Here is a 22,716-nt window from a genome sequence, read left to right as displayed (position 1 = left end):
GGCGATCGCGGACCAACCGCGGCGCCGGCGCGCGACGACACCGCCGATGCGAAAGGGAGCGATTGGCAGGGGAAACAGGCATTCCGGACCGTCCGGGCGAACCGGACCATGGCGGACGCAATCTCACCGGCAGGATAGTGCATGATCTCGGCCGCGCCATCGTGACCGAGCAATATTCGAGAGGCTCGCCCTTCCCGGTCGAAGCGGAGCTGTGCCAGCGCTTTGGCGCGAGCCGACCGGTGGTGCGCGAAGCCGTGAAGATGCTGACGGCCAAGGGCCTGCTTATCGCCCGACAGCGCAAGGGGACGCTGGTCCAGCCCGAGGCGCGGTGGAACCTGCTCGACCCCGACATCCTCAAATGGATGCTCGAGCGGGATTTCTCGATCGACCTGCTGATCGACTTTACCGAAATCCGCATCGCGATCGAGCCGCGCGCCGCGGCCCGCGCCGCAGAGGGCGCGACCGGGCCGCAGCGGCGGGCGATCGTGCGCGCGATCGAACGGATGTTCGCGGCGGAACGTGGCGAGGAGGACTCGCTCGCGGCGGACATCGCCTTCCACACCGCCGTGCTGGAGGCGAGCAACAACCGCTTCATGCGGCAGTTCACTGACCTGTCGGAGACCGCGCTGCGCTTCAGCATCCGCCAGACCAACGCGTACAAGGGCGTGACCCGCGCGAGCGCGATGGAGCACAAGCTGATCGCCGACGCGATCGTCGAGGGCGATCCGCGGCGCGCGGCGCGACAGATGCGCAGCCTGATCCAGGCGGCGCTCGACCTGCTGCTCCAGGCCGCGGGGCACCGACCCTTTCCGGAGATATGATCGACGCGGTGACGGCAAGACGTCATAATGAACGAGGCGATGCCGCTTAATATCGGACGGTGGTCGTAAAAGATTCGAGTCGTCGCCAATGCTGAAATTCGCTAATATCGCGCCTCCATTTGCCGCTCTTCGGCACCGTGGGGGAGGACAATATGACATCGATCTGGAATCGTCTTGCGCTGTTGCTTGCAACGCTTTGCGCAACGTCGCTTTTCTACGCTGCGCCGGCGTCCGCGCAGGCGACGCGCACCTGGATTTCCGGCGTCGGGGACGACGTCAACCCGTGCAGCCGCACCGCACCGTGCAAAACCTTCCAGGGCGCGATCGCGAAGACGGCCGCGGGCGGTGAGATCAACTGCCTCGATCCGGGCGGCTTCGGCTCGCTGACGATCACCAAATCGATCTCGCTGGTGTGCGACAATACCGAGACCGGCGTGCTGGTGGCGGCGACCAATGCCTTCATCATCAACAGCACGACCGCTGTCGTCCATATCAGCGGCTTCGATTTTGAAGGCCTGGGCCAGACCGGATCGGCTGGCGTGAACGGCATCTATATCCTGAATGCCGCCGCGGTTCATGTGCGCAACACGAAGATTCGCGGGTTTCGTAACGGCTATGGGGTCAATTTCTCGCCGGCCAACGCCAGCGGCCAGCTGTTCCTCGACAATGTAACGATCTCCGAATCGGGTGTCGGGGGCAACGCGAACACCGGCGGTATCCTGGTCAACCCGGCCGCCGGCTTCTCGGCAAAGGTAACGATCAGCAACAGCCTGGTGTCCAACAACACCAATTTCGGCCTGAAGCTGGACACCACCGGAATCGTCGGCTCGTCAATCAACGCGACCGTCACCAACACAGTCTTCTCGAACGACGGAACGGGCGTGCTCGTCACGAGCCCGGTCAACACCGGCACCTCGCAGCTGTTCCTGCGGGACTCGGTGGTGACGCACAACATCTCCTACGGCATCATCGCCAGCGGACCCGGTTCCACGGTTCGGGTGGGCAACACCTCGATTACGGATAATGCGACCGGCATCGCGATGTTCAACACGGCGATGAAAAGCTATGGCGACAATTATCTCGACGGCAACACGACCGACGGCGCGTTCACCGCACCGAACCTCGCGAAGAAGTAACGGGCGTAGATACCGGCACTCGCCCTGGGGGCGGGTGCCGGCCTAGAGGATGATGCGGAACAGCGCGCCGCCAGCGCGGCCGTCGCCGATGTCGATCGAGCCGCCATGCGCCACCACGACCTGCCGGGCGAGGTTCAGCCCGACGCCGGTGCCCTCGGCCCGGGTGGTGAAGAAGGGCAGGAAGATATCGCGGCGCAGATTCTCCGGCACGCCCGTGCCGCTGTCCTCCACCTCGATCCAGACACGGCCAGCGACATGCGACAGCGACAGCCGGACCCAATGCTCGTCGGTGCCGCGATGCGCCGCCTCGGCTGCGTTGCGCAGCAGGTTGATCAGCACCTGAGCCAGCAGATCGGGATCGGCGTCGAGCGTGACGTCCGCCTGCACCTCGAGCGTCAGCGGCACATCGATCCATTCGGCGGCGAACAGCTTGGCCAGCTCCGCGGCAAAGGGTCCGGCGTCGAACCGGCGGCGGCGCAAGGTCGGCGCGTGCGACACGGCACGATAGCTGTCGATGAAGCGGCGCAGCCCCTCGGCACGGCGCGATAGCGTGGTCACCGCGACGCGCGCGTCCGGCACGTCGGGCGGTTCGGCATCGAGCAGCATCTCGGCGGTGCCGGCGAGCGAGGTAACCGGGGTGAGCGAGTTCAATATCTCATGCGTCAGCACGCGGACGAGATCGGTCTGGGCGGCCATCTCGACCGTGTCGAGCGTGCCCTGGACCGGTTCGACCGTCACCGCACGGATACGCAGGCCGAGGCGTTCGAGCGAGGCCGAGCGCACGATCGCGCGCTGTGGCCCGCCAGGCATGCGCAGGATCAGCAGTTCCTGCCGGGTCTCGCCATCGACCTCGAGCCGCGAGGCGAAGGTCTCGCCATAGATGGCATAATCCTGCGGCCGGACGCCCTGGTGCCGGCTGAACAGCCGCCGCGCCGCCTTGTTGGCGGGGGTCACACCGTGCGCCGCGTCGATCGTCAGCAATGCCACCGGCATGTCGTCGACCAACGCCTCGAGATAGCGCATCTCGCGCGCCGAGCGGTCGCGCTCCTCCTGCAGCCCGCGCATCGCGGCGTCCATCGCCCCGCCCAGCTCGCTGAAGCCGGCACCGCCGCGCCCGTCGAACCTTGTGGCGAAATCCTTGCTGTTCAGCGCCTCGACGAAGCGCGCGACGGTACGGTTGGTGCGATCGACGTGATTCCACAGCCCGCCCGCCGCGGAGAGCACGATCAGCCCGGCGACGATGCGCGCCGCGCCGAGCCCCTCGACCTCGAATGACCAGATGAACCCGGCCAGCGCGACGAGCAGCGCGCCGATCCACAGACCCAGGGTGAGCGTGAAACGGCGGTCAAAGCCCATGCTTCTCCATCCGCCGATAGAGCGCCGCCCGCGACAGGCCGAGTTCGGTCGCCGCCATGGAGATATTGTAGCCGTTCTTCTTGAGCGCCTCTTCCACCAGCCGCCGCTCGACCTTTTCCAGATTGAGCTCCGACGCGGCCGGCGCGACCACTGCCTCGGGCGCGACCCGCGGCGCGGCGGGCGCGCCGAGCGGGAAGTCCTCCGCTTCGAGCGGTGCATCGCCCGCGAGGATCACGGCGCGCTCGATCGCGTGGCGCAGCGCGCGGACATTGCCCGGCCAGTCGTGCGCGGCGAGCGCTGCCCTCGCCCCGGCGGTCAGCTCGGGCGCGGGCCGGTTGTAGCGCCGGGCATAATGATCGAGGAAATGGGTGACGAGCGCCGCCACGTCCTCGCGCCGGTCGCGCAGGGGCGGCAGCTCGATCTCGACCGTGTTGAGCCGGAACAGCAGATCCTGCCGGAAATGCCGGTCGTCGCGCAGCATCTGCGGAGTCATGTTGGTCGCGGCGATCACGCGGATATCGACAGGGATGGGACGATTGGCACCGACCGGCGTGACCTGGCGCTGTTCGAGCACGGTCAGCAGCTTGGGCTGCAGATGCAGCGGCAAATTGCCGATCTCGTCGAGAAACAGGGTGCCGCCGTCCGCCGCCTGGATGCGGCCGATACGATCGGCCCGGGCATCGGTGAAGGCGCCCTTCACATGGCCGAACAATTCGGAATCGATCAGCTCGGTCGCGATCGCACCGAGATCGACCGTGAGCATCGGCGCGCGCGCGCGCAGCGACCTGCCGTGAAGCTCGCGCGCGACGATCTCCTTGCCGGTGCCGTTCTCGCCCAGGACCAGGACATTCGCCTCGGTCGGGGCGGCACGGGCGATCAACGACTGGACGCGCGCCATGGCGGGCGACTTGCCGATCAGCGGGGTGCTGGTGCCCGGCTTGGTATCGGTGATGGCGACGACGCGCGCCTTCTCCACCGCGACCGCGCGGCGCGAGCGGCGAAGCGAGGCAGCGGTGCGCACGGTGGCGAGCAGGCGCTCGTTCGACCAGGGCTTGGACACGAAATCGGTCGCGCCGCGCTTCATCGCCTCGACGGCGACATTCACCCCGGCATGCGCGGTGATCATCACCACCACCAGTTCGGGATCGATCGCGAGCAGCCGGTCGAGCCAGGCCAGCCCTTCCGCCGCATCGGTCGCGCCGCGCGCGAAATTGGCGTCGAGCAGGACGACGTCGGCCGACCGGCCGGCGATCGCGGTGATCGCCTCGTCGGGCGCGCGCGCCGTCACCACCTCATTGAACAGGCCGCGCAGCAACAGCCGCGCGGCGGTCAATATATCCTCGTCGTCGTCCACCACGACGCAGAGATCGAAGTCCGCCGATTTCCCCATTGACCGCTCCCGTACAATCCGCGTGCGAATTCGGACAGTCAATTTCCGTGCCAGGATTGTCCTCCCGGTCACGAACCCCCGTAAATCCGCCAGTTTCTGCATTTGGCACGCGCCATGCTGAACGGATCATTGCCAATCCGGCACATTCAAGGAGAAGACCGATGAAACTCACTTTCACCCCGCAGATCCTCAGCGCCATGGCCGCGATCGCCATCACCACCTGCCTGACCATCGCGTCGTCCGCGCCCGTCGTGACCGTCGCCTCGATCGTCAGCGGCCAGATCGCGTGACCGGGATTTGCGTCCGGTTCCGGACGGCACTGTCCGGAACCGGACACTCGGCCAAGGCCTGACCCGCGATGTTCCGCGATATCGAGGCTGGCACGCCGCTTGCTGAGCATGGCCCGACCAGGGGAGCGCAGATGAGTGTCGTACGCATGAAGGGTGACCAGCCGGGCGGAGACCGCCCGGTCACGGGTAGCGGGATGGACCGCGCGGTCGAGACGAAGAAGCTCTCGACGCGCACCAGGCTCGCGCTTGGCGGTGCATTGTTGTTGGTCGCCATCCTCGCCTTCTGGTTCTTCGCGCCGCGCGGCGGATCGCAGACCGTCGCCACCGACCGGCTGACCATCTCGCCGGTCCGCACCGGCCAGTTCGAGGACTTCATTCCGCTCCGCGCGCGCGTCACCCCGCTCCTCACCGTCTATCTCGATGCGATCGAGGGCGGCCGGGTCGAGAAGGTGATCGCCGAGGACGGCGCCAGCCTCGCCAAGGGCGAGCTGATCGTTGAATTGTCCAATGCCGAGCTTCAGCTCTCCACGCTCGCCCGCCAGACCGAGGTCGAGCAGCAGATCAACAATATGCGCAGCCAGGAGCTTGCGCTCGCCCAGACCCGCCTCGCCAACGAGCGGTCGCTGATCGACGCCGATCTCGCCGCGACCAAGGCACGCCGTCAGTATGAGCGCGAGCAGCCGCTCGCCGCGCGCGGCTTCGTCTCGGGCAAGCAGTTCAACGATACGCGCGACGAATATATGTCGGCGCAGAAGCGCATGGACGTGACCCGCCGCAGCCAGGCGACCGACGAGCGGCTGCAGGGCAGCCAGCTCGCCCAGCAGCGCGCCTCCGCCGCGTCGATGCAATCGAGCCTGCAGCTCGCCCGCGCCAATCTCGACGCGCTCAACCTGCGCGCGCCGGTCGCCGGCCAGCTGTCGGGCTTCTCGATCCAGGTCGGCCAGTCGCTCCAGCGCGGCGAGCGTATCGGCCAGATCGACAGCCCGGGCCGCAACAAGCTGATGGCGGGCGTCGACGAATTCTATCTCGGCCGGGTCCAGCTCGGCCAGAAGGCCAGCGTCGACTGGAACGGCAAGACCTTCGCCGCCCGCGTCACCAAAATCTATCCGCAGGTGCAGAACGGTCAGTTCCAGGTCGATCTGCAGTTCCTTGGCACCGAGCCCGCCAATATCCAGCGCGGCCAGACGATGCAGGCCAAGCTGACCCTGGGCGACCCCGCCCCGGCGCGGCTGATCCCGGCTGGCGCCTTCTACAACGAGACGGGCGGCAACTGGGTGTTCGTGGTCTCGCCCGATGGCGGCAGCGCGGTGAAGCGCCCGGTCCGCCTCGGCCGCCGCAACCCCGATTCGATCGAAGTGCTCGAAGGGCTCGACCCCGGCGAGCGCGTCATCACCTCCCCCTATACCGGTTTCGCAGACAAGGACCGTCTCGACCTGACGGCCAAAGGAAAGGACTAAGCCATGCTCGAAATGCGCGCGCTTTCGCGGACCTACCGCACCGACACGATCGAGACGACGGCGCTCGACGCGATCGACCTCGATATCGCCGATGGCGAATTCGTTGCGATCATGGGACCGTCGGGCTGCGGCAAATCGACCCTGCTCAACCTGATGGGCATGCTCGATTCCCCCACCGGCGGCTCCTATGTGTTCAACGGGCAGGAAGTCGCCGGCCTCGGCGAAAGTCGTCTCGCCGAAGTGCGTAAGGCCAATATCGGCTTCATCTTCCAGAGCTTCAACCTGGTCGACGAGCTGTCGGTGCGCGAGAATGTCGAGCTCGCGTTGCTCTATCACGACGTGCCCGCGGCCGAGCGCAAGCGCCGTACCGACGCCGTGATGGACCGCGTCGGCATCGCGCACCGCGCCCGCCATCGGCCGAGCCAGCTTTCGGGCGGCCAGCAGCAGCGCGTCGCCGTCGCCCGTGCGCTCGTCGCCGAACCAAAGCTGATCCTGGCCGACGAGCCGACCGGCAACCTCGACACCAATCACGGCGACGAAGTGATGCGCATGCTGCAGCAGCTGAACGCGGAAGGATCGACCATCGTGATGGTCACGCACTCCCCGGCGCATGCCGATTATGCCAGCCGCGTCGTCAACATGCTCGACGGCCGCATCCTGCAGCAGCACCGCCGCGCGGCCTGAACGACACGGGGAGGCTCAGGGGATGTGGCGCAACTATCTGCTGATCACGCTCCGCATGCTGGCGCGGAACCGCGTCTATGCGGCGATCAACATCGGCGGGCTCGCGCTCGGGCTCGCCGGTTGCCTGCTGATCCTGGGCTATGTCCAATATGAGCGCAGCTACGATAGCTGGCTACCCGACAGCGCCCGCGTCCATCAGATCCAGACGACGATCCGTCCGCCGGCCCAGGCCATCGTCCATACCCAGGCGAGCCCGTTTCCGCTTCACGACAGGCTGGCTGGCGGCTTTCCGCAGATCGAAGCCATTACGTCAGTCTCCTTGGGAAAGACCGTCACCGAGCATGACGGCCAACCGATGTTCATCGACGTGATCACCGTCGACCCGGAGTTCTTCCAGGTATTCGCCTTGCCCTTCGCCCAGGGCTCGGCGGCGACCGCGCTCCGCGACCCCCATACGGTCGTGCTGACCGAGCGCGAGGCGATCCGCCAATTCGGCACCGCCGATGCGCTGGGCAAGCGCTTGAGCCTCGGCGCCGGGCCGGGCAAGCGCGACCGTCGGGTCAGCGGCGTGCTGCGCGACCTGCCGCGCAATACCAGTCTGAAGCTGGGCATCGTCGTCCGCCGCGATCCGGGCCAGAGCCCGGATCGCGGCTGGGGCAATTTCAACCAGCAGCATTTCGTCAGGCTGCGCGCCGGCGCGGACGTCGCGGCGGTCAATGCCGGGCTCCCCGCCTGGGAAAAACGCGCGATCGAGCCCGAGACGATCGACGGCAAGCCGGCATCGATGGCCGATCTCATGGATTTCACGCTGGTGCCGATCGAGCAGGTCCATCTGGGCGCGGCGCAGGAAGCAGCGATGATGCCCGGCGGTGACCCGCGTTCGCTCGCGACCTTCGCGATCGTCGCGCTGCTGACGCTAGGCATGGCGGTGATGAACTTCGTCAACCTCTCCACCGCGCGCGCCACGCAGCGCGCCCGTGAAGTGGCGCTGCGCAAGGTGCTGGGCGCATCGCGCGGTCAGCTGATCGGCCAGTTCCTGGGGGAGAGCCTGATGCTGGCGGCCTTCGCGATGCTGTTCGCGCTGACCATCGTCGAGCTGGCGACTCCGTGGATCGCGGCCTGGATCGGCGCGGATCTCCACATCCAGTATCTGGGCAAGGGCGGCATGCTGTGGCCCGCACTGGGGCTGTACGTCGCGACCGGGCTGCTGGGTGGCCTCTATCCGGCCTTTTATCTCAGCCGTTTCCAGCCCGCCGCCGTGCTCCGCGCCAACAGATCCTCGGTCGAGACGCCGGGCAGCGGCCGGTTCCGCGCCGCGCTCGTCCTTTTTCAGTTCGCCATCGCGATCGGGCTGATTGTCTGCACCTCGGTGATCTATTCCCAGACGCGTTATGTCGAGGCAGTCGACCCCGGCTATCGCCGCGACGGGCTGGTGCAGATCGCCAATGCCTGGCGCTTCACCCAGGGCTCCGAATATGAGGCCGCGCGCACCGCGATGCTCGCCATTCCCGGCGTCACCGGCGTCGGCCGCACCGGGCTTGGACTCGCGTCGACCGACAAGCCCGTCCGGCTGATGCAGGCGTCGGGCGCCCCCGACCATGTCTCGATGGGGTTCTACGGCATCGACACCCAGTTCCTGCAGACGATGGACATCAAGCTGCTCGCCGGCCGCCTGCTCGGCGATCGCGTCGCCGCCGACCGGATCGCCGGCACGACCCCGAACGACCTCGCCGCGCGGGGCATCAACGTGGTGATCAACCGCTCCGCCGCCGCCAAGCTCGGCTATCGCTCCCCCCAGGCAGCGATCGGGCAAGTGGTGCGGATCGCGTTCGACGGATGGGTGATGGTCCCCTCGACGATTGCCGGCGTCGTCGAGGATACGCGATTCCGCACCGCACGGGATGCGATCGAGCCGATCGTCTATGCCTATGATCCCGAGCACACCGACCAGGTGCTCGTCCGCTATGCGGCCGCGCGCCCGGGCGATGTGATGGCGGCGCTGAACAAGGTCTGGCGCAAGTTCGAACCCGAAATTCCGTTCGAGGCGCGCTTCGCCGACGACATCGTGCGCGAGCTCTATGCCGCCGACCGCGCACGCACCGCACTGTTCGCCGCGTTCTCGCTGCTCGCGATCGTGATCGCCTGTCTCGGCCTCTACAGCCTCGCCTCCTTCGCCACCGAGCGGCGCACCAAGGAGATCGGGATTCGCAAGGTGCTGGGCGCCAGAGTGCGCGACATCGTCCGCCTGCTCGCCTGGCAGTTCTCCAAACCCGTGGTGCTCGCCAATCTCGTCGCCTGGCCGGCGGCGTGGTGGGCGATGCGCGACTGGCTCAACACCTTCGACACGCGGATCGCGCTGACGCCCACTCCCTTCGCGCTCGCCGGCCTGATCGCGCTCGCCATCGCGCTGGCCACCGTCGCGGGCCAGTCGATCCGCGTCGCCCGCCTCAACCCCATCCACGCCCTCCGTTACGAATAGGACAAGGACATGTGGCGCAATTACATGACCGTCGGCATCCGAGCGCTCGCCAAGAACCGCGCTTACGCCTTCATCAACATCGCCGGCCTGGCGCTGGGCATCGCCGCATGCCTGCTGATCCTCGGCTTCGTGAAATATGAATTCAGCTACGACAGCTGGCTGCCCAATGCCGACCGCACCTATGAGCTGCAGGATTTCTACCATGCCACGCCCCAGGGCGGCGAGGACATGAAGCTGCAGGTGACGAGCTATGTCTCGGGCGTCGCACTGAAGAAGGATTTCCCGCAGGTCGAGCACGCCGTCTACGTCAAGAACACCGATGCGGTGGTCATCAAGGACGGGCAGCCGGCCACTATCGACGACGGCGTGTTCACCGATGGACCGCTCTTCTCGGTGCTGGAAATGCCGTTCATCTATGGCGATCCGGCGCATGCGCTGGACGATCCGCATGCGATGACACTCAGCCAGACCCAGGCGAAGAAGCTGTTCGGCGCGGGCAATCCGGTCGGCCGGACTGTGACCCTGACCGCCGGCGACATGACCGCGGACTACCGGATCACCGGCGTGTACCGCGACCTGCCGAAGAACACGTCGCTGGCGATGAACATGATCGCGCGCTTCGATCCGGGTGCTTTTTTCGCCCGGGTGCCGTCCGTGCTGACGAGCTGGAACAGCCAGGGCGGCAATTATTTCGTCCGGCTCAAGCCCGGCGCCGATGTGAATGCGATCCATGCGACACTCCCGGCCTGGGAGAAGCGCAACATCCCCGACGAGAATGACGGGAGCCGCAAATATAATGCCGGCGACGATCAGGACTGGAAGCTGGTCAATGTCCGCGACATCCATCTCGGCGCGGCGCAGATGGCGTCGATGCGGCCGGGCAATGATCGCGGCACGATCATCACCTTCGCGATCATCGCGCTGCTGATCCTCGCCATGGCGTGCGTGAACTTCACCAACCTGGCGACCGCCCGGGCGACTCAGCGGGCACGCGAAGTGGCGCTACGCAAGGTGCTCGGCGCGACCCGGCGGCAGCTCATCACCCAGTTCATCGGCGAATCGATCCTGCTTGCCGCGATCGCGATGCTGGTCGCACTGGCGCTGGTTGAGCTGGCCCTGCCTGCCCTCAACGCCTTTCTGAAGGCCGATATCGCGCTGCGCTATTTCGCGTTCGACGGGCTGATGCTGCCGGTGATCGGACTGACCCTGCTCGTCGGGCTGGCGGGCGGCGTCTATCCCGCGCTGGTGCTGTCGCGCTTCCAGCCGGCGCGCGTGCTCAAGGCCAACAAGTCCGCCGCCGATGCCGAAGGGTCGGGCCATTTGCGCAACATCCTGGTGGTGGGCCAGTTCGCGGTCTCGATCGGCCTGATCATCTGCACTGCGATCGTCTATTCGCAGACCGTCTATGCCCGCACGGCGGACGCCGGATACAAGCGCGACGGCCTGTTGCAGGTCGGCAATATCGCCCGCCCCCAGGTGGACCGGGTCTCACGATCGCTGATGGAGGAAATCCGGCGGATTCCCGGCGTCACCTCGGTCGCGCGCTCGACCATCTGGGTCAATCCGGGCAATAATTCGGTGACGACGGTCAATGTGCCGGGCAGCACCAACCCCGTCGCGCTCGGCATCTACGGCGTCGATCCGGACTTCTTCAAGACGATGGGCATCCGCCTGGTCGCCGGCCGGACCTTTTCCGAGAACCAGCCGCGCGACGACGCGACCACGCCCCAGCCGGCGGTTCCCGAAGCGGAACGCGCGCTCGTCCAGCGCGGCGTGAACATCATCCTGAGCGAGGAAGCGGCGCGGCGGCTGGGCTTCACCGATCCGCAGACCGCGCTGGGCAAGACGGTGATGACCGGCATGACCTTGGCCGAATATGGCCAGGTGCCGGCGACCGTGATCGGCATCGTCAGCGACGTGCGTTATCGCTCGGCGCGCGACCCGATCCAGCCGATCTTCTATTTCTACCAGACCAACACTTTCTACAGCATGGCCGTGCGCTTCCAGGGCGTGGCGCACAAGGCAGTCTATGACCAGATCGAGGCGATCTGGAAGCGCCAGGTTCCCGATATCCCGTTCGGCGCCAAGTTCGTCGACGACGTCGTCCGCGACCTCTATAATGCGGACGAGGCACGCGCCCAGTTGTTCGGCATGTTCGCGATCCTGGCGGTGGTGATCGGTTGCCTCGGGCTGTTCGGCCTGGCCTCCTTCACCGCGGAACGGCGCACCAAGGAGATCGGCATCCGCAAGGTGCTGGGCGCCCGCACGCGCGACATCCTGCGCCTCTTGGTGTGGCAGTTCAGCCGGCCGGTGCTGATCGCCAACCTGATCGCCTGGCCGGTCGCCTGGTGGGTGATGCGCGGGTGGCTGAACGGCTTCGATACGCGGATCGCGCTGACGCCGGTGCCGTTCCTGCTCGCCGGGCTGCTGGCGATGGTCATCGCGATCGGGACGATTTCGGCGCACGCCTATCGCGTGGCAAGGACGAGCCCGATCCGGGCGCTGCGCTACGAATAAAGGGGACGTCGCGGCAGGCTCCTTTTCCTCGGCCTGCCGCGGCAACATCCCAACCCGTGATCGGCTCCTGGGACGGCGGCGGGAGATATGGGACACCATCTTGTCCCATATCTCAGGACGGGGCACTAGCGGGCGATGCCAGAAATATCTTTATATATCAGATATTTAATTCGCACCGAACGCCCAAATTCGTTCGGAGCGCGGGACGCCGGAAAGATCAGAGCGAGGCGACGAACCCCGCCATGAACCGCGCGAGCTTCGCGCGCACGGCATCGTCGATCAGATTGCCCTCGGCATCGAAGGCCTGGCCGGCGCCGGAGACCAGCAGCCTCTGCCCGGTCCAGAGTTCGGTGCCGAGCGTACGCAGAGTCGGCAGCCACGCATTTTGCGACAGGATCGTGCCGAAATTGCCGGGTGAAGCGCCGATCATGGCGACGGGCTTGCCGCCGAACACGCGTGCAATGTCCGAGCCGGGCCGCGACATCCAGTCGATCGCGTTCTTGAACACGCCCGGCACGCCATTGTTATATTCGGGCGTGACGAGCAGCAGCCCGTCCGCTTCGGCCACCGCGTCCTTGAGCAAGGTGACCGCGTCCGGGATGCCTTCCGCCTCGACATCGGCATCATAGAGCGGGACGCCGGCGATCGAGTGGATCGCCAGCGCCGCGCCCTCGGGCATGGCATCGCGCGCTGCCCGCAACAGGCCGGCATTGAAGGAATGCCGTCTCAGGCTTCCCGAAATGCCGACCAGCCGCAGTCCCATCAACGCTTGCCGTCGACGAGGCGCTCGATGCCCAGCGGATTTGCTTCCCGGAGTGCTGCGGGCAGCAGGCCGTCCGGCAGATCCTGGTACGACACCGGGCGCAGGAAGCGGTCGATCGCCTTGCTGCCGACCGAGGTCGAGCGGCCATCGGCGGTCGACGGATAAGGACCGCCATGGACCATGGCATGCGCCACTTCCACGCCAGTGCCGAAGCCGTTGACCAGGATGCGGCCGACCTTGCGCTCGAGATGCGGGATCATCTTCGCCGCCTCGGGATGATCCGCCTCGACAATGTGGATCGCCGCGGTGAGCTGGCCTTCGAGATGATCGACGACATTGGTCACCGATTCCAGATCCGCACACCGCACGATCAGCGAGGCCGCGCCGAAGATCTCGTCCTGCAGCTCATGATGCGTCAGGAAATCTTCCGCGCTGGTCTGGAACAGGCCGGCCTGGCCCTGGCAATGATGACCCGGCTTGCCGCGCGCGACCGTCTCCACCGTGTTGTGGCTGCCGATCGCCTCGACGCCGGTCTGGTATGCCTTGGCGATACCCGGGGTGAGCATGGTCGATGCCGGCATGTCGCCCAGCGCCGCCGCCGCCGCCGCGACGAAGGTATCGAGATCGGGGCCGTCGAGCGCGAGGATCAGGCCCGGATTGGTGCAGAACTGGCCGGCGCCAAGCGTGAGCGAGCCGACGAACGCCTTGGCGGTCGACTCCGCCTTTTCCGCCAGCGCGTTCGGGAACAGCACGACCGGGTTGATCGAGCTCATCTCGGCATAGACCGGGATCGGCTCGGGACGGTTCTGCGCGATCTTCATCAGCGCGGTGCCACCGCCGCGCGAGCCGGTGAAGCCCGCCGCCTTGATGCGCGCATCGGCGACCAGGCCCTGGCCGATGGTGCGGCCTGAATCGAACAGCAGCGAGAAGACTCCTTCGGGCAGGCCGCACTGAGCGACGGCGTCCTTGACCGCGCGACCGACCAGCTCCGAGGTGCCGGGATGCGCGCTGTGCGCCTTGGTCACCACCGGGCAGCCCGCGGCGAGCGCCGACGCCGTGTCGCCGCCGGCGACCGAGAAGGCGAGCGGGAAGTTGGAGGCGCCGAACACCGCGACCGGGCCGATACCGATGTTGCGCAACCGCAGATCGGGCTTGGGCGCGGGCGCACGGGCCGGATCGGCATGGTCGATGCGCACGTCGAGATAATGGCCGTCGCGCACGACCTGGGCGAACAGGCGGAGCTGGCCGCAGGTGCGCCCACGCTCGCCCTCGAGGCGGCCGCGCGGCAGGCCGGTTTCGGCCATGGCGCGCACGATCAGATCGTCGCCGATGGCGATGATGTTGTCGGCGATGGTTTCGAGGAACTTGGCGCGATCCTCGGGCGAGGTCTCGCGATAGGTGTCGAACGCCGCGTCGGCGAGGGCGCAGGCAGCATCCAGGTCTTCGAGCGTGGCGCCGCCGAACGCGGGCTCCATCGGCTCGCCGGTCTCGGCCTGGACCGCGCGGATCTCGCCCTGGGTACCGCGTACGGCACGCGCGCCGATGAACATTTCGCCGTTGATGGTCATGCTGATCTCCTTGGCCGCTTCCGCGGTCGGTTCGGGGTGTAAATAGTTACGGTTGCGGCGCGTTCGAGGGGCGGGGAGCCCTGAATCGCCTTTTGCCTCTAAATTCCGTGCCGCGATCCGGACCAGCGGCGCGGCTCGCCTGTGCCGTGGCCGGTGTCGCGGTGTCAAAGCCCTTGTTCGATCCCCTTCATTTGAACAGCGCCAGCGATACGGCGTCCCCCATCGCACGGTGGCCGGCGACGCTCGGGTGAAGATGATCGCCCTTGTCGAGATCGGCGCGCAGGCGCATCGGATTCTTCGGGTCGCGCATCACCGCGTCGAAATCGACCACCGCGTCGAAATTGCCGGGCGTGCGGATCCAGGCGTTGATCGCCTGACGATCGGCCTCGTTCCGCGCGTCGGGATGATAATAGTCGTTGCCGCCATAGGGCAGGATCGTCCCGCCGATCGCCTTGATGCCAGCGGCGCGGGCGCGGGTGACGATCTGACGATAGGCGCCGATGATCCGGCGAACGAGCGCGGCATGCGCTTCCGGCGTCTGCGGCGCATCGCGGGTGAAGGTGCCGAGATCGTTCACGCCCTCCAGCACGATCAGGTAGCGCACCCCGGTCTGCGCCAGCACATCGCGGTCGAAGCGCGCGAGCGCATTGGGGCCAAGCCCGTCGAGCAGCAGCCGCCCGCCGCCGATGCCGTGGTTGAGCACCGAAATATTGCGCGTGGCGGGCGAAGCCTGAAGCCGGTCGGCCAGGCGATCGGGCCAGCGATCATTGCCATTGGTGGTGGAACCATTGCCGTCCGTGATCGAATCGCCCAGCGTCACGACCGCGCGTGCGCCGACGGGGGCGAGCACCTCGACTCCGGCGATCTGGTACCAGTGATCGACCGTCTTCGCGCCAGTCAGCTCGGGCAGCGCCACCCTGTTGCGGGTCACGACATAGGAGGTCGCGCGTGAGCCGGGATGACCGGTCTGGCGCGCTGGTGCGTCGGGCAGGTGAAGCGTGATGGCAAGGCTGGCCAGCGCCGGTACGCGCAGCGCCACCGGATCGGACAGGTAGCTGGCGCCCGCGGGAATCGTCACGTCGGACACGCCGTCAAAGGTCAGTGCCCGGTCGCTCGCCGGGTCGATCTTCGAGGTGGCGCTTCCCGCCGAGAGGGCGACATGCGCCGCGTCGACGCGCAGCGGCTCGGTGCCGAAGGCGTTGGACAGCATCACCCGGATCTGTTGTCCGCCGACGGTGACGCGCACCATCTGGCGCAGGGTCGCGTCCTTCAGGTCGGCATCGGGCAGGGCGTTGTTCGGCTCGGGAACCTGCTGCGACGAGGCCCAGCTCCGCAGCCAGCGCTGAGGCGGCGGCGCGGCGGAGCCGGCCACGGCCATGCACAACAGGGATGCGGCGAACACGCGCCTGATCATGCTCATCGGCAGGTCCCCTCTTATCGTTGCGATCACACTTCTTGTGCTCCCGCGAAGGCGGGAGCCCAGGCTGGGTCCCCGCCTTCGCGGGGACACAAGAAGCAGGCGCTGGCTGATCATCGTTGCGCCGCGCCGCCAAGCGCCGCCGCAACCGCCTCGCGGATCGGCTTGGGCTCATAGTCCATGCCATAGGGGCAACAGCGCTTGGCCAGCCCGTCGAAGCGCGGCGTCAGGCCCTGCAGCCAGCTATAGTTGTCGGCGAGCCCCCAGAACAGGATCGTATCCAGCTGCGGATAGGCGAGCAGGGAGTCGAGGAACGCCCTGGCATAGTCCGCGACCGCGCGGTCGCGCGCGACGATGTCGGTCGGCAGCAGCTTGTCGTTCACGTCCATCTCGGTGACGAGCAGTTTGAGGCCCATGCCGGTCACCGCGTCGAGAAAGGCGCGCCACGCCTTTTCGTCGCGCGTGCCGAACGGGGCGCCATTGCCGCGGCCGGGCGCGCCGATATGCGACTGGATGCCGAGCGCATCGACCGGGGTGCCACGCTTCTTCAGCGCCTCGAGCAGCTTGAGCACGCCGCTGCGGTGAAGCTCGTTGCCGGGCTCCCAGCTCATATAATCGTTATAGACGAGCTGCATGTCCGGCGCGGCGGCACGGGCGGTCCGGAAGGCGATGTCGATGACGGTCTCCGCGCCGAGCGGCGTGGTCAGCACGGTCTCGCGCAGTTGGCCCGTCTTCTCGTCGACGGCCTCATTGACCACATCGAAGCTGGGTAGGGTCTTGTAGCGGCCGGCGACCGTCGAGACATGCTCGGTCAGCAAGCGTTCGGCCTCGGCGCGCGGGCTGGTGCCGAAATCATGCTCGACCAGCCATTTCGGATAGCGCTCGGTCTTCTGCCACAGCAGCGTATGGCCGCGTGTCGCGAGCCCGACCGATTTGGCCCAGGCGATCAGCGCATCGGCGCGGGCGAAATCGAAGGTCTTCGCATCAGGACGGAGTGCCTGCCATTTCAGCTCGTTCTCGGGGACGATCAGCCCGCATTGCTCGGCGATCAGCGCGCGGTAGCGCTGGTCCTGGAAACCCCGGCCACCCAGACAGGTGCCGAAGCGGATGCCGCGCTGCTTGCCGATCGCGTCGAGCCCCGGCGCTGCCGCCAGCGCCTCGCCCGGCACGAGCAGGGCCGCCGCAGCAGCAGCGCCGAGCGCTTCACGGCGGCTGAACCCGGTCACAGTGCCTCCACCGTGGCGCGTGCGCCGTTGGCGGCGAGCGATGTGAGGTGCCGCACCAGCGCGGCTCGGAAAATCTCGTCGGCGGCAAGCGCCGGCGGGAACACTGCGTCGATCGAGAGCAGCGCCGCGACCTGTGCTGCGGGATCGGTTACGCCATCGAGCCGGGCGGCGGTGACGGCGGCGAGCGGATCGTCGACGACATGCGTCGCGCCGCTATCGTCGCGCGCGCCCTGCCAGCGCATCCACGCCGCGACGGCGAGTGCCAGCGCGTCCACCTCGAGCCCCTCCGCACGCCGCGCCGCGATCGGCGCCAGCAGGCGTTGCGGCAGTTTCTGCGACCCGTCCATCGCGATCTGGCGCGTGCGATGCTGGAGCGCCGGGTTGGCGAAGCGCTCCATCAGCGCCGTGCGATAGGCGGCGACGTCGAGCCCCGGCGGCGGCGACAGGGTCGCTTCGGCCTCGTCCCACAAAGCCTCGACGAAGCGCTTGAACGCCGGGATCGCGACGACCTCATGGACGAAGTCGATACCGGCCAGCCCGCCGAGATAGGCAATGCCCGAATGCGCGCCGTTGAGCATGCGCAGCTTGGCTTCTTCCCACGGCGCGACATCGGCCGTGATCTGCACGCCGAGCTTCTCGAACTCGGGACGCGGACCGCAGAAACGATCCTCGATCACCCATTGCAGGAAGGGCTCGGCCTTCACCATCGCCTGGTCGCTCGCCCCCAGGGCGGTTTCGAGTTTCTCGACATCCGCCGGGGTGGTGGCGGGCACGATGCGGTCGACCATCGTCTCAGGGAACGCGCCATGCGCCTCGATCCACTCGGCCAGCGGCGCGCCGTGTGCCCGGGCGATGGCGAGCACTGCCTGTTCGAGGCGCCGGCCATTATGCGGCAGATTGTCGCAGGAGATGGCGGTGAAGGGCGGCAGGCCCAGGTCGCGCCGCGCGGACAGCGCCGCCACGAGGAATCCGGGCGCGGTCTTCGGCGCGGTCAGATCGGCGCAATCCGCCGAAACATCGGGGTCGCCCACGAGCAGCGCGCCAGTCGCCGGGTCGAGCTTGTAGCCCTTTTCGGTCACGGTGAGCGTGACGATATGGGTGTCGGGATCGGCCAGCCGCTCGACCAGTGCCTCCGGGTTTTCCGGCGCGACGAGTACCTCGCGCACCGCGCCGATCACTTTCAGCGCATCGCCCGACCCGTCGCGCGTGACGACGGTGTAGAGCCCATCCTGCGGGTTCATTTCATCGCGCACGCCGGCCGACCGCAGCGACGCGCCGGTGATACCCCAGCGCAGATCGCCCGACTCCAGCGCCGCCTCGAAGACCACGGCCTGATGCGCGCGGTGGAAGGCGCCGATGCCGAGATGGACGACGCCGGGTTTCACGGCGAAGCGATCGTAGGAAGGGACGGCGACGTCAGCCGGGAGCGCGTCGAGCGTTTCATTGGAGAGGCGCTCTACCATTTTGCTTCCCCGGCGAAGGCCGGGGCCCAGTTACGACCGGCCCGATACTGGGCCCCGGCCTTCGCCGGGGAAGCAGAAAGGGCGAGAGGAGAAGGGAGGTTCGTCACAGCTTGTACGCCGCCTTCACCAGATCATAGGACAGCGCCTTCGCCACCTGATGCGCTTCATCCTCTTCAAGCCGGTGCTCGGCAACGAGCTGGGCGAGGAAGGTGCAGTCCATCCGCCGCGCGACATCGTGGCGCGCCGGGATCGACAGGAAGGCGCGGGTGTCGTCGTTGAAGCCGACCGTGTTGTAGAAGCCCGCCGTCTCGGTCGCGCGCTGGCGGAAGCGGCGCATGCCCTCGGGGCTGTCATGGAACCACCAGGGCGGGCCGAGCCGCAGCGACGGATAATGGCCGGCGAGCGGCGCGAGCTCGCGGCTGTACGTGTCCTCGTCGAGCGTGAAGAGGATCAACGTCAGGCGCGGATCATTGCCATAGGCGTCGAGCAGCGGCTTGAGATTGTGGACGAACTCGCTCGGCAGCGGGATGTCGGCGCCCTTGTCGCGGCCGAAGCGCGCGAGCACGCCGGGATTGTGACTGCGGAAGGCGCCGGGATGGAGCTGCATCACCATGCCATCCTCGATCGACATACGCGCCATCTCGGTCAGCATCTGGCCGCGGAACAGCTCGGCCTCGGCGGCGCTCGCCTGGCCCGTGCGGACCTTCTGGTAGAGCGCCTCGGCCTCGGCGGCGGGCAAATTGGCGGTGAAGGCGCTGGGGTGGCCATGATCGGTCGAGGTCGCCCCGGCCTCGCGGAAACGCGCGCGGTGGAACTGGTGCGCGCGGAGATAGCTCGCGAAGGTCGCGATATCCTCGCCCGCCGTCTCGCCGAAGCGCGCGATATTGGCGAGGAAGCCGGCGGCCTCCGGGTCCATCACGGGATCGGGGCGATAGGCCGTCATCACCCGGCCGCTCCAGCCACTCTCGCGGATCGCGCGGTGATGGTCGAGCGGGTCGAGCGGGCTTTCGGTCGTCGCGATCGCCTCGATGCCGAAACGCTCGAACAGCGCGCGCGGGCGGAAGGCGGGTGTCTTCAGCGCGGCATCGATCGAGTCGTAATAATGGTCGGCGGTCGACGGATCGAGCCGCTCTTCGAAGCCGAAGCATTCAGCGAACACCCAGTCGAGCCACATCGACGACGGCGTGCCGCGGAACAGATGATAATGGTCAGCGAAGATCTTCCAGATCGCGCGGCCGTCGGTTTCGGTCGGGCTGCCATCCTCGGTCGGCACGCCCAATTTCTCCAGTGGCACGCCCTGGCTGTAGAGCATGCGGAAGACATAATGATCGGGCACGATCAACAGCTGCGCCGGATCGGCGAAAGGCTGGTCATAGGCGAACCAGGACGGATCGGTATGGCCGTGCGGGGAGACGATCGGCAGGTCTTTGACACCGGTGTACAAGGCACGCGCAATGTCGCGCGTGCGGCCCTCGGCAGGGAACAGGCGGTCGGGGTGGAGCGTCAGCTTGGTCATGGATTGCCTTCGTTGTGCGCGAGAACGGCCGGCTCCCAGCGCGGCACGATCAGGTGGACGACAAGCAGCGCGAGCAGATAGGAGCACGCCGCGAGAATGAAGATCGGCTGGAAGCTGCCGACGGTCGCCAGGATATAGCCTGCGTATTTCGCCATCAAGGCGCCGCCGATCGCACCGGCAAGACCGCCGAGCCCGATCACCGAACCGGCGCGCCAGCGCGGGAAGAGATCGCCCGGGATGGTATAGACATTGGCCGAGAAGCCCTGATGCGCGGCGCAGGCAAGCCCGATCAGCCCGGCCGCGACCCACATGTTCGGCGCGGCGGTGGCGAAGGCGATAGGCAGCGCGAACAGGGCCATGAAGAACATCGCCGTCTTGCGCGACCGGTTGATGGAATAGCCCTTGCCGATCAGCCGCGACGAGATCCAGCCGCCGACGACCGAGCCGATATCCGCAATCAGGTAGATCATCACCAGCGGCGGCCCGAATTCGAGCATCTTCACATTATATTGCTTGTTGAAGAAGTCGGGCAGCCAGAACAGGAAGGTCCACCACACCGGATCGATCAGGAAGCGCCCGGCCATATAGGCCCAGGTCTGACGGTGGCGGAACAGCGCGCGATAATCCTGGAACAGCGCGATCACGCCCTCGACAAACCCGCGCTTCACCCGAACCTGCTCGGGCTGGGCCGGATCGGATTCGATGAAGGCGAGTTCCTCCGCCGAGACACGCGGATGCTTTGACGGGCGGTTGTAGAAACCGAGCCAGGCGACCAGCCAAATCACCGTCAGCAGGCCAGTCAGGATGAACGCCCAGCGCCAGCCGAACGCAATGGTGATGATCGGCACCAGCAGCGGCGTGACGATCGCGCCGATATTGGAGCCTGCGTTGAAGATGCCGATCGCGAAGGCGCGCTCGCGTTTCGGAAACCATTCATTCGCGGCAGCGAGGGCGGAGGGGAAAGTACCAGCCTCGCCGAACGCAAGGGTCAGCCGGGCGATCATCATGCCCGTCGTGGTGGTGAAGAAGATGTGGGAGACGTGCCCGATCGTCCAGAGCGAGACGGCGATGGCATAGCCGATCTTCGCGCCGACCCGGTCGACCACCCGCCCGAAGATCACATAGGCAACGCCGTACGTCAGTTGGAACGCCACCGCGAGATCGGCATAACCCTGCTCGGTCCAATGATATTGCGCGGCGAGATCGGGCTTCAGCACCGACAGGACGAGCCGGTCGATATAGCTGAGCACGACCGCCGCGAAGAGCAGTCCGCAGACGATCCAGCGAACCTTGCCTGACGGCTTGGGCAGGATCGGCGCCTCGGCGCTGACGGTCGCGTTCATTCGGATCCCCTCACCTGTCGTTGCTTCGGCATCATCACCAGTTCGTCATCGTGCCGTCTTCAAGGCGGTTCACCGGGAGATAGGCGCGCTTGTATTCGTACTTCGCGGCCAGTTCTTCATCGAGATCGACGCCGAGGCCCGGCTTGTCGCCCGGGTGCATCAGGCCGTTGTCATAGCTATAGGCATGCGGGAAGACCGCATCGGTCTCGTCGGTGTGACGCATATATTCCTGAACGCCGAAATTCGGCACCGACAGGTCGAAATGGAGCGCCGCCGCCATGCATACCGGCGACAGGTCGGTCGCGCCGTGGCAGCCGGTGCGGACATTGTGCATGTCGGCAAAGCTCGCGATGCGGCGCAGATGCGTGATGCCGCCGGCATGGACGACGGTCGCGCGGATATAGTCGATCAGCTGCTCCTCGATGAGCTGCTTGCAGTCCCAGATCGAGTTGAAGATCTCACCGACCGCGAGCGGGCTGGTGGTGTGCTGGCGGATCAGGCGGAAATTCGCCTGATTCTCGGCCGGGGTCGCATCCTCGAGCCAGAAGGGGCGATATTGCTCCAGGTCCTTGCCGAGACGGCCTGCCTCGATCGGGGTCAGGCGGTGATGGATGTCGTGCAGCAGATGCACGTCCCAGCCCAAAGCCTCGCGGGCCTTTTCGAACAGCGGCGGCACCGAGCGGAGATATTTCTCGCTCGACCAGACATTCTCGGTCGGCAGGTCGGCATCGGCCGGCTCGTAGAAATAGCGATCCTTCGACACGCCATAGGTCGAGGCAAGGCCGGGCACGCCCGACTGGAGCCGGATCGCCTTGTAGCCGAGCGACTGGTAATGAAGCGCGTTGTCGATCGTCTCCTCGATCGTCTTGCCGTTGGCATGGCCATAGACCATCACGCCCTCGCGGCTCGCCCCGCCGAGCAGCTGATACACCGGGAGACCGGCGATCTTGCCCTTGATGTCCCAGAGCGCGGTGTCGACCGCGGCGATCGCCGACATGGTCACCGGGCCCCGGCGCCAATAGGCGCCCTTATAGAGGAACTGCCACACATCCTCGATGCGGTGCGCGTCGCGCCCGATCAGGCAGGGCACGACATGATCCTGCAGATAGCTCGCGACGCTCAGCTCACGGCCGTTGAGGGTCGCGTCGCCCAGGCCGTAGACGCCCTCGTCGGTCTCGATCTTCAGGGTGACGAAATTGCGCCCGGGGCAAGTGACGATGACGCGGGCATTGGTGATCTTCGGCATCAGAGCTTTCCGTTAGTGACGATACACCCTGCCCCGTTCGGGAG

The 22,716-nt window shown here is 66.8% G+C and carries 17 protein-coding genes; 7 read left to right on the top strand and 10 right to left on the bottom strand.

What is annotated here, in order from left to right; genetic code table 11:
* The first annotated feature begins 62 nt into the window (after window positions 1-62).
* Together ACZ1I5_RS00310 and ACZ1I5_RS00305 are read left to right on the top strand one after the other, a co-directional pair.
* Window positions 63-821 (top strand): FadR/GntR family transcriptional regulator, encoded by a 759-nt coding sequence (locus tag ACZ1I5_RS00310; RefSeq protein WP_465171753.1) that lies wholly within the window; start codon window positions 63-65, stop codon window positions 819-821.
* A 152-nt stretch (window positions 822-973) separates the two neighbouring features.
* Complete coding sequence (locus ACZ1I5_RS00305; protein ID WP_465171752.1) at window positions 974-1,957, top strand: right-handed parallel beta-helix repeat-containing protein; 984 nt, start codon at window positions 974-976, stop codon at window positions 1,955-1,957.
* 42 nt (window positions 1,958-1,999) lie between these two features.
* Here the strand turns inward: ACZ1I5_RS00305 and ACZ1I5_RS00300 are convergent, their stop codons facing one another.
* A complete protein-coding gene (locus tag ACZ1I5_RS00300) occupies window positions 2,000-3,313 on the bottom strand; it encodes a sensor histidine kinase (protein WP_465171751.1) in 1,314 nt (437 codons plus the stop codon).
* Window positions 3,303-4,703, bottom strand: a complete 1,401-nt coding sequence (locus ACZ1I5_RS00295) for a sigma-54-dependent transcriptional regulator (RefSeq protein ID WP_465171750.1) — start codon at window positions 4,701-4,703, stop codon at window positions 3,303-3,305. Before ACZ1I5_RS00295 ends, ACZ1I5_RS00300 begins: the two co-directional genes overlap by 11 nt.
* Before the next feature lie 161 nt (window positions 4,704-4,864).
* Here ACZ1I5_RS00295 and ACZ1I5_RS00290 point away from each other — a divergent pair, with 161 nt between their 5' ends.
* The 5 genes from ACZ1I5_RS00290 (at window position 4,865) to ACZ1I5_RS00270 (ending at window position 12,130) form a co-directional block, all read left to right on the top strand.
* Entirely contained in the window at window positions 4,865-4,993 is a 129-nt protein-coding gene (locus ACZ1I5_RS00290; protein WP_465171749.1) for a hypothetical protein, read from the top strand.
* Window positions 4,994-5,124: 131 nt separating this feature from the next.
* A complete protein-coding gene (locus ACZ1I5_RS00285) occupies window positions 5,125-6,450 on the top strand; it encodes an efflux RND transporter periplasmic adaptor subunit (RefSeq protein ID WP_465171748.1) in 1,326 nt (441 codons plus the stop codon).
* A gap of 3 nt (window positions 6,451-6,453) precedes the next feature.
* Window positions 6,454-7,134, top strand: a complete 681-nt coding sequence (locus ACZ1I5_RS00280) for an ABC transporter ATP-binding protein (protein WP_465171747.1) — start codon at window positions 6,454-6,456, stop codon at window positions 7,132-7,134.
* A gap of 22 nt (window positions 7,135-7,156) precedes the next feature.
* A complete protein-coding gene (locus tag ACZ1I5_RS00275) occupies window positions 7,157-9,613 on the top strand; it encodes an ABC transporter permease (RefSeq protein ID WP_465171746.1) in 2,457 nt (818 codons plus the stop codon).
* A 9-nt stretch (window positions 9,614-9,622) separates the two neighbouring features.
* Window positions 9,623-12,130: an ABC transporter permease gene (locus tag ACZ1I5_RS00270; RefSeq protein ID WP_465171745.1), complete on the top strand. Its 2,508-nt coding sequence runs from the start codon at window positions 9,623-9,625 to the stop codon at window positions 12,128-12,130.
* Window positions 12,131-12,347: 217 nt separating this feature from the next.
* On the opposite strand, the gene ACZ1I5_RS00265 is transcribed toward ACZ1I5_RS00270, so the two are convergent.
* The 8 genes from ACZ1I5_RS00265 to manD form a co-directional block, all read right to left on the bottom strand.
* Entirely contained in the window at window positions 12,348-12,893 is a 546-nt protein-coding gene (locus tag ACZ1I5_RS00265; protein WP_465171744.1) for an NADPH-dependent FMN reductase, read from the bottom strand.
* On the bottom strand, window positions 12,893-14,461 hold the full coding sequence (locus ACZ1I5_RS00260) for an aldehyde dehydrogenase (NADP(+)) (protein ID WP_465171743.1): 1,569 nt from the start codon (window positions 14,459-14,461) through the stop codon (window positions 12,893-12,895). Before ACZ1I5_RS00260 ends, ACZ1I5_RS00265 begins: the two co-directional genes overlap by 1 nt.
* 187 nt (window positions 14,462-14,648) lie before the next feature.
* The gene (locus ACZ1I5_RS00255; protein WP_465173866.1) at window positions 14,649-15,875 is read right to left on the bottom strand and encodes an SGNH/GDSL hydrolase family protein; all 1,227 of its coding nucleotides are present in this window, start codon (window positions 15,873-15,875) and stop codon (window positions 14,649-14,651) included.
* Between the two features lie 116 nt (window positions 15,876-15,991).
* A complete protein-coding gene (locus ACZ1I5_RS00250; protein WP_465171742.1) occupies window positions 15,992-17,104 on the bottom strand; it encodes an endo-1,4-beta-xylanase in 1,113 nt (370 codons plus the stop codon).
* On the bottom strand, window positions 17,101-18,567 hold the full coding sequence (locus tag ACZ1I5_RS00245) for a mannitol dehydrogenase family protein (protein ID WP_465171740.1): 1,467 nt from the start codon (window positions 18,565-18,567) through the stop codon (window positions 17,101-17,103). The genes ACZ1I5_RS00250 and ACZ1I5_RS00245 overlap by 4 nt, the downstream gene beginning before the upstream one ends.
* Before the next feature lie 103 nt (window positions 18,568-18,670).
* A complete protein-coding gene (gene uxaC / locus ACZ1I5_RS00240) occupies window positions 18,671-20,083 on the bottom strand; it encodes a glucuronate isomerase (protein WP_465171738.1) in 1,413 nt (470 codons plus the stop codon).
* On the bottom strand, window positions 20,080-21,426 hold the full coding sequence (locus ACZ1I5_RS00235; protein WP_465171737.1) for an MFS transporter: 1,347 nt from the start codon (window positions 21,424-21,426) through the stop codon (window positions 20,080-20,082). Before ACZ1I5_RS00235 ends, uxaC begins: the two co-directional genes overlap by 4 nt.
* 34 nt (window positions 21,427-21,460) lie before the next feature.
* The gene (gene manD / locus ACZ1I5_RS00230; protein ID WP_465171736.1) at window positions 21,461-22,672 is read right to left on the bottom strand and encodes a D-mannonate dehydratase ManD; all 1,212 of its coding nucleotides are present in this window, start codon (window positions 22,670-22,672) and stop codon (window positions 21,461-21,463) included.
* Window positions 22,673-22,716: the final 44 nt, after the last annotated feature.

The organism is Sphingomonas sp. BL-S-30 (assembly GCF_055521475.1).
This window is presented reverse-complemented; position numbering and strand designations above follow the sequence as displayed.

Coding starts and splice junctions, on each gene's coding strand:
- ACZ1I5_RS00305 (WP_465171752.1), top strand. CDS start 974: ATGACATCGATCTGGAATCGTCTTGCGCTGTTGCTTGCAACGCTTTGC.
- ACZ1I5_RS00260 (WP_465171743.1), bottom strand. CDS start 14,461: ATGACCATCAACGGCGAAATGTTCATCGGCGCGCGTGCCGTACGCGGT.
- ACZ1I5_RS00245 (WP_465171740.1), bottom strand. CDS start 18,567: ATGGTAGAGCGCCTCTCCAATGAAACGCTCGACGCGCTCCCGGCTGAC.
- uxaC (WP_465171738.1), bottom strand. CDS start 20,083: ATGACCAAGCTGACGCTCCACCCCGACCGCCTGTTCCCTGCCGAGGGC.
- ACZ1I5_RS00285 (WP_465171748.1), top strand. CDS start 5,125: ATGAGTGTCGTACGCATGAAGGGTGACCAGCCGGGCGGAGACCGCCCG.
- ACZ1I5_RS00280 (WP_465171747.1), top strand. CDS start 6,454: ATGCTCGAAATGCGCGCGCTTTCGCGGACCTACCGCACCGACACGATC.
- ACZ1I5_RS00295 (WP_465171750.1), bottom strand. CDS start 4,703: ATGGGGAAATCGGCGGACTTCGATCTCTGCGTCGTGGTGGACGACGAC.
- ACZ1I5_RS00275 (WP_465171746.1), top strand. CDS start 7,157: ATGTGGCGCAACTATCTGCTGATCACGCTCCGCATGCTGGCGCGGAAC.
- ACZ1I5_RS00290 (WP_465171749.1), top strand. CDS start 4,865: ATGAAACTCACTTTCACCCCGCAGATCCTCAGCGCCATGGCCGCGATC.
- ACZ1I5_RS00235 (WP_465171737.1), bottom strand. CDS start 21,426: ATGAACGCGACCGTCAGCGCCGAGGCGCCGATCCTGCCCAAGCCGTCA.
- ACZ1I5_RS00255 (WP_465173866.1), bottom strand. CDS start 15,875: ATGATCAGGCGCGTGTTCGCCGCATCCCTGTTGTGCATGGCCGTGGCC.
- ACZ1I5_RS00265 (WP_465171744.1), bottom strand. CDS start 12,893: ATGGGACTGCGGCTGGTCGGCATTTCGGGAAGCCTGAGACGGCATTCC.
- ACZ1I5_RS00270 (WP_465171745.1), top strand. CDS start 9,623: ATGTGGCGCAATTACATGACCGTCGGCATCCGAGCGCTCGCCAAGAAC.
- ACZ1I5_RS00300 (WP_465171751.1), bottom strand. CDS start 3,313: ATGGGCTTTGACCGCCGTTTCACGCTCACCCTGGGTCTGTGGATCGGC.
- manD (WP_465171736.1), bottom strand. CDS start 22,672: ATGCCGAAGATCACCAATGCCCGCGTCATCGTCACTTGCCCCGGGCGC.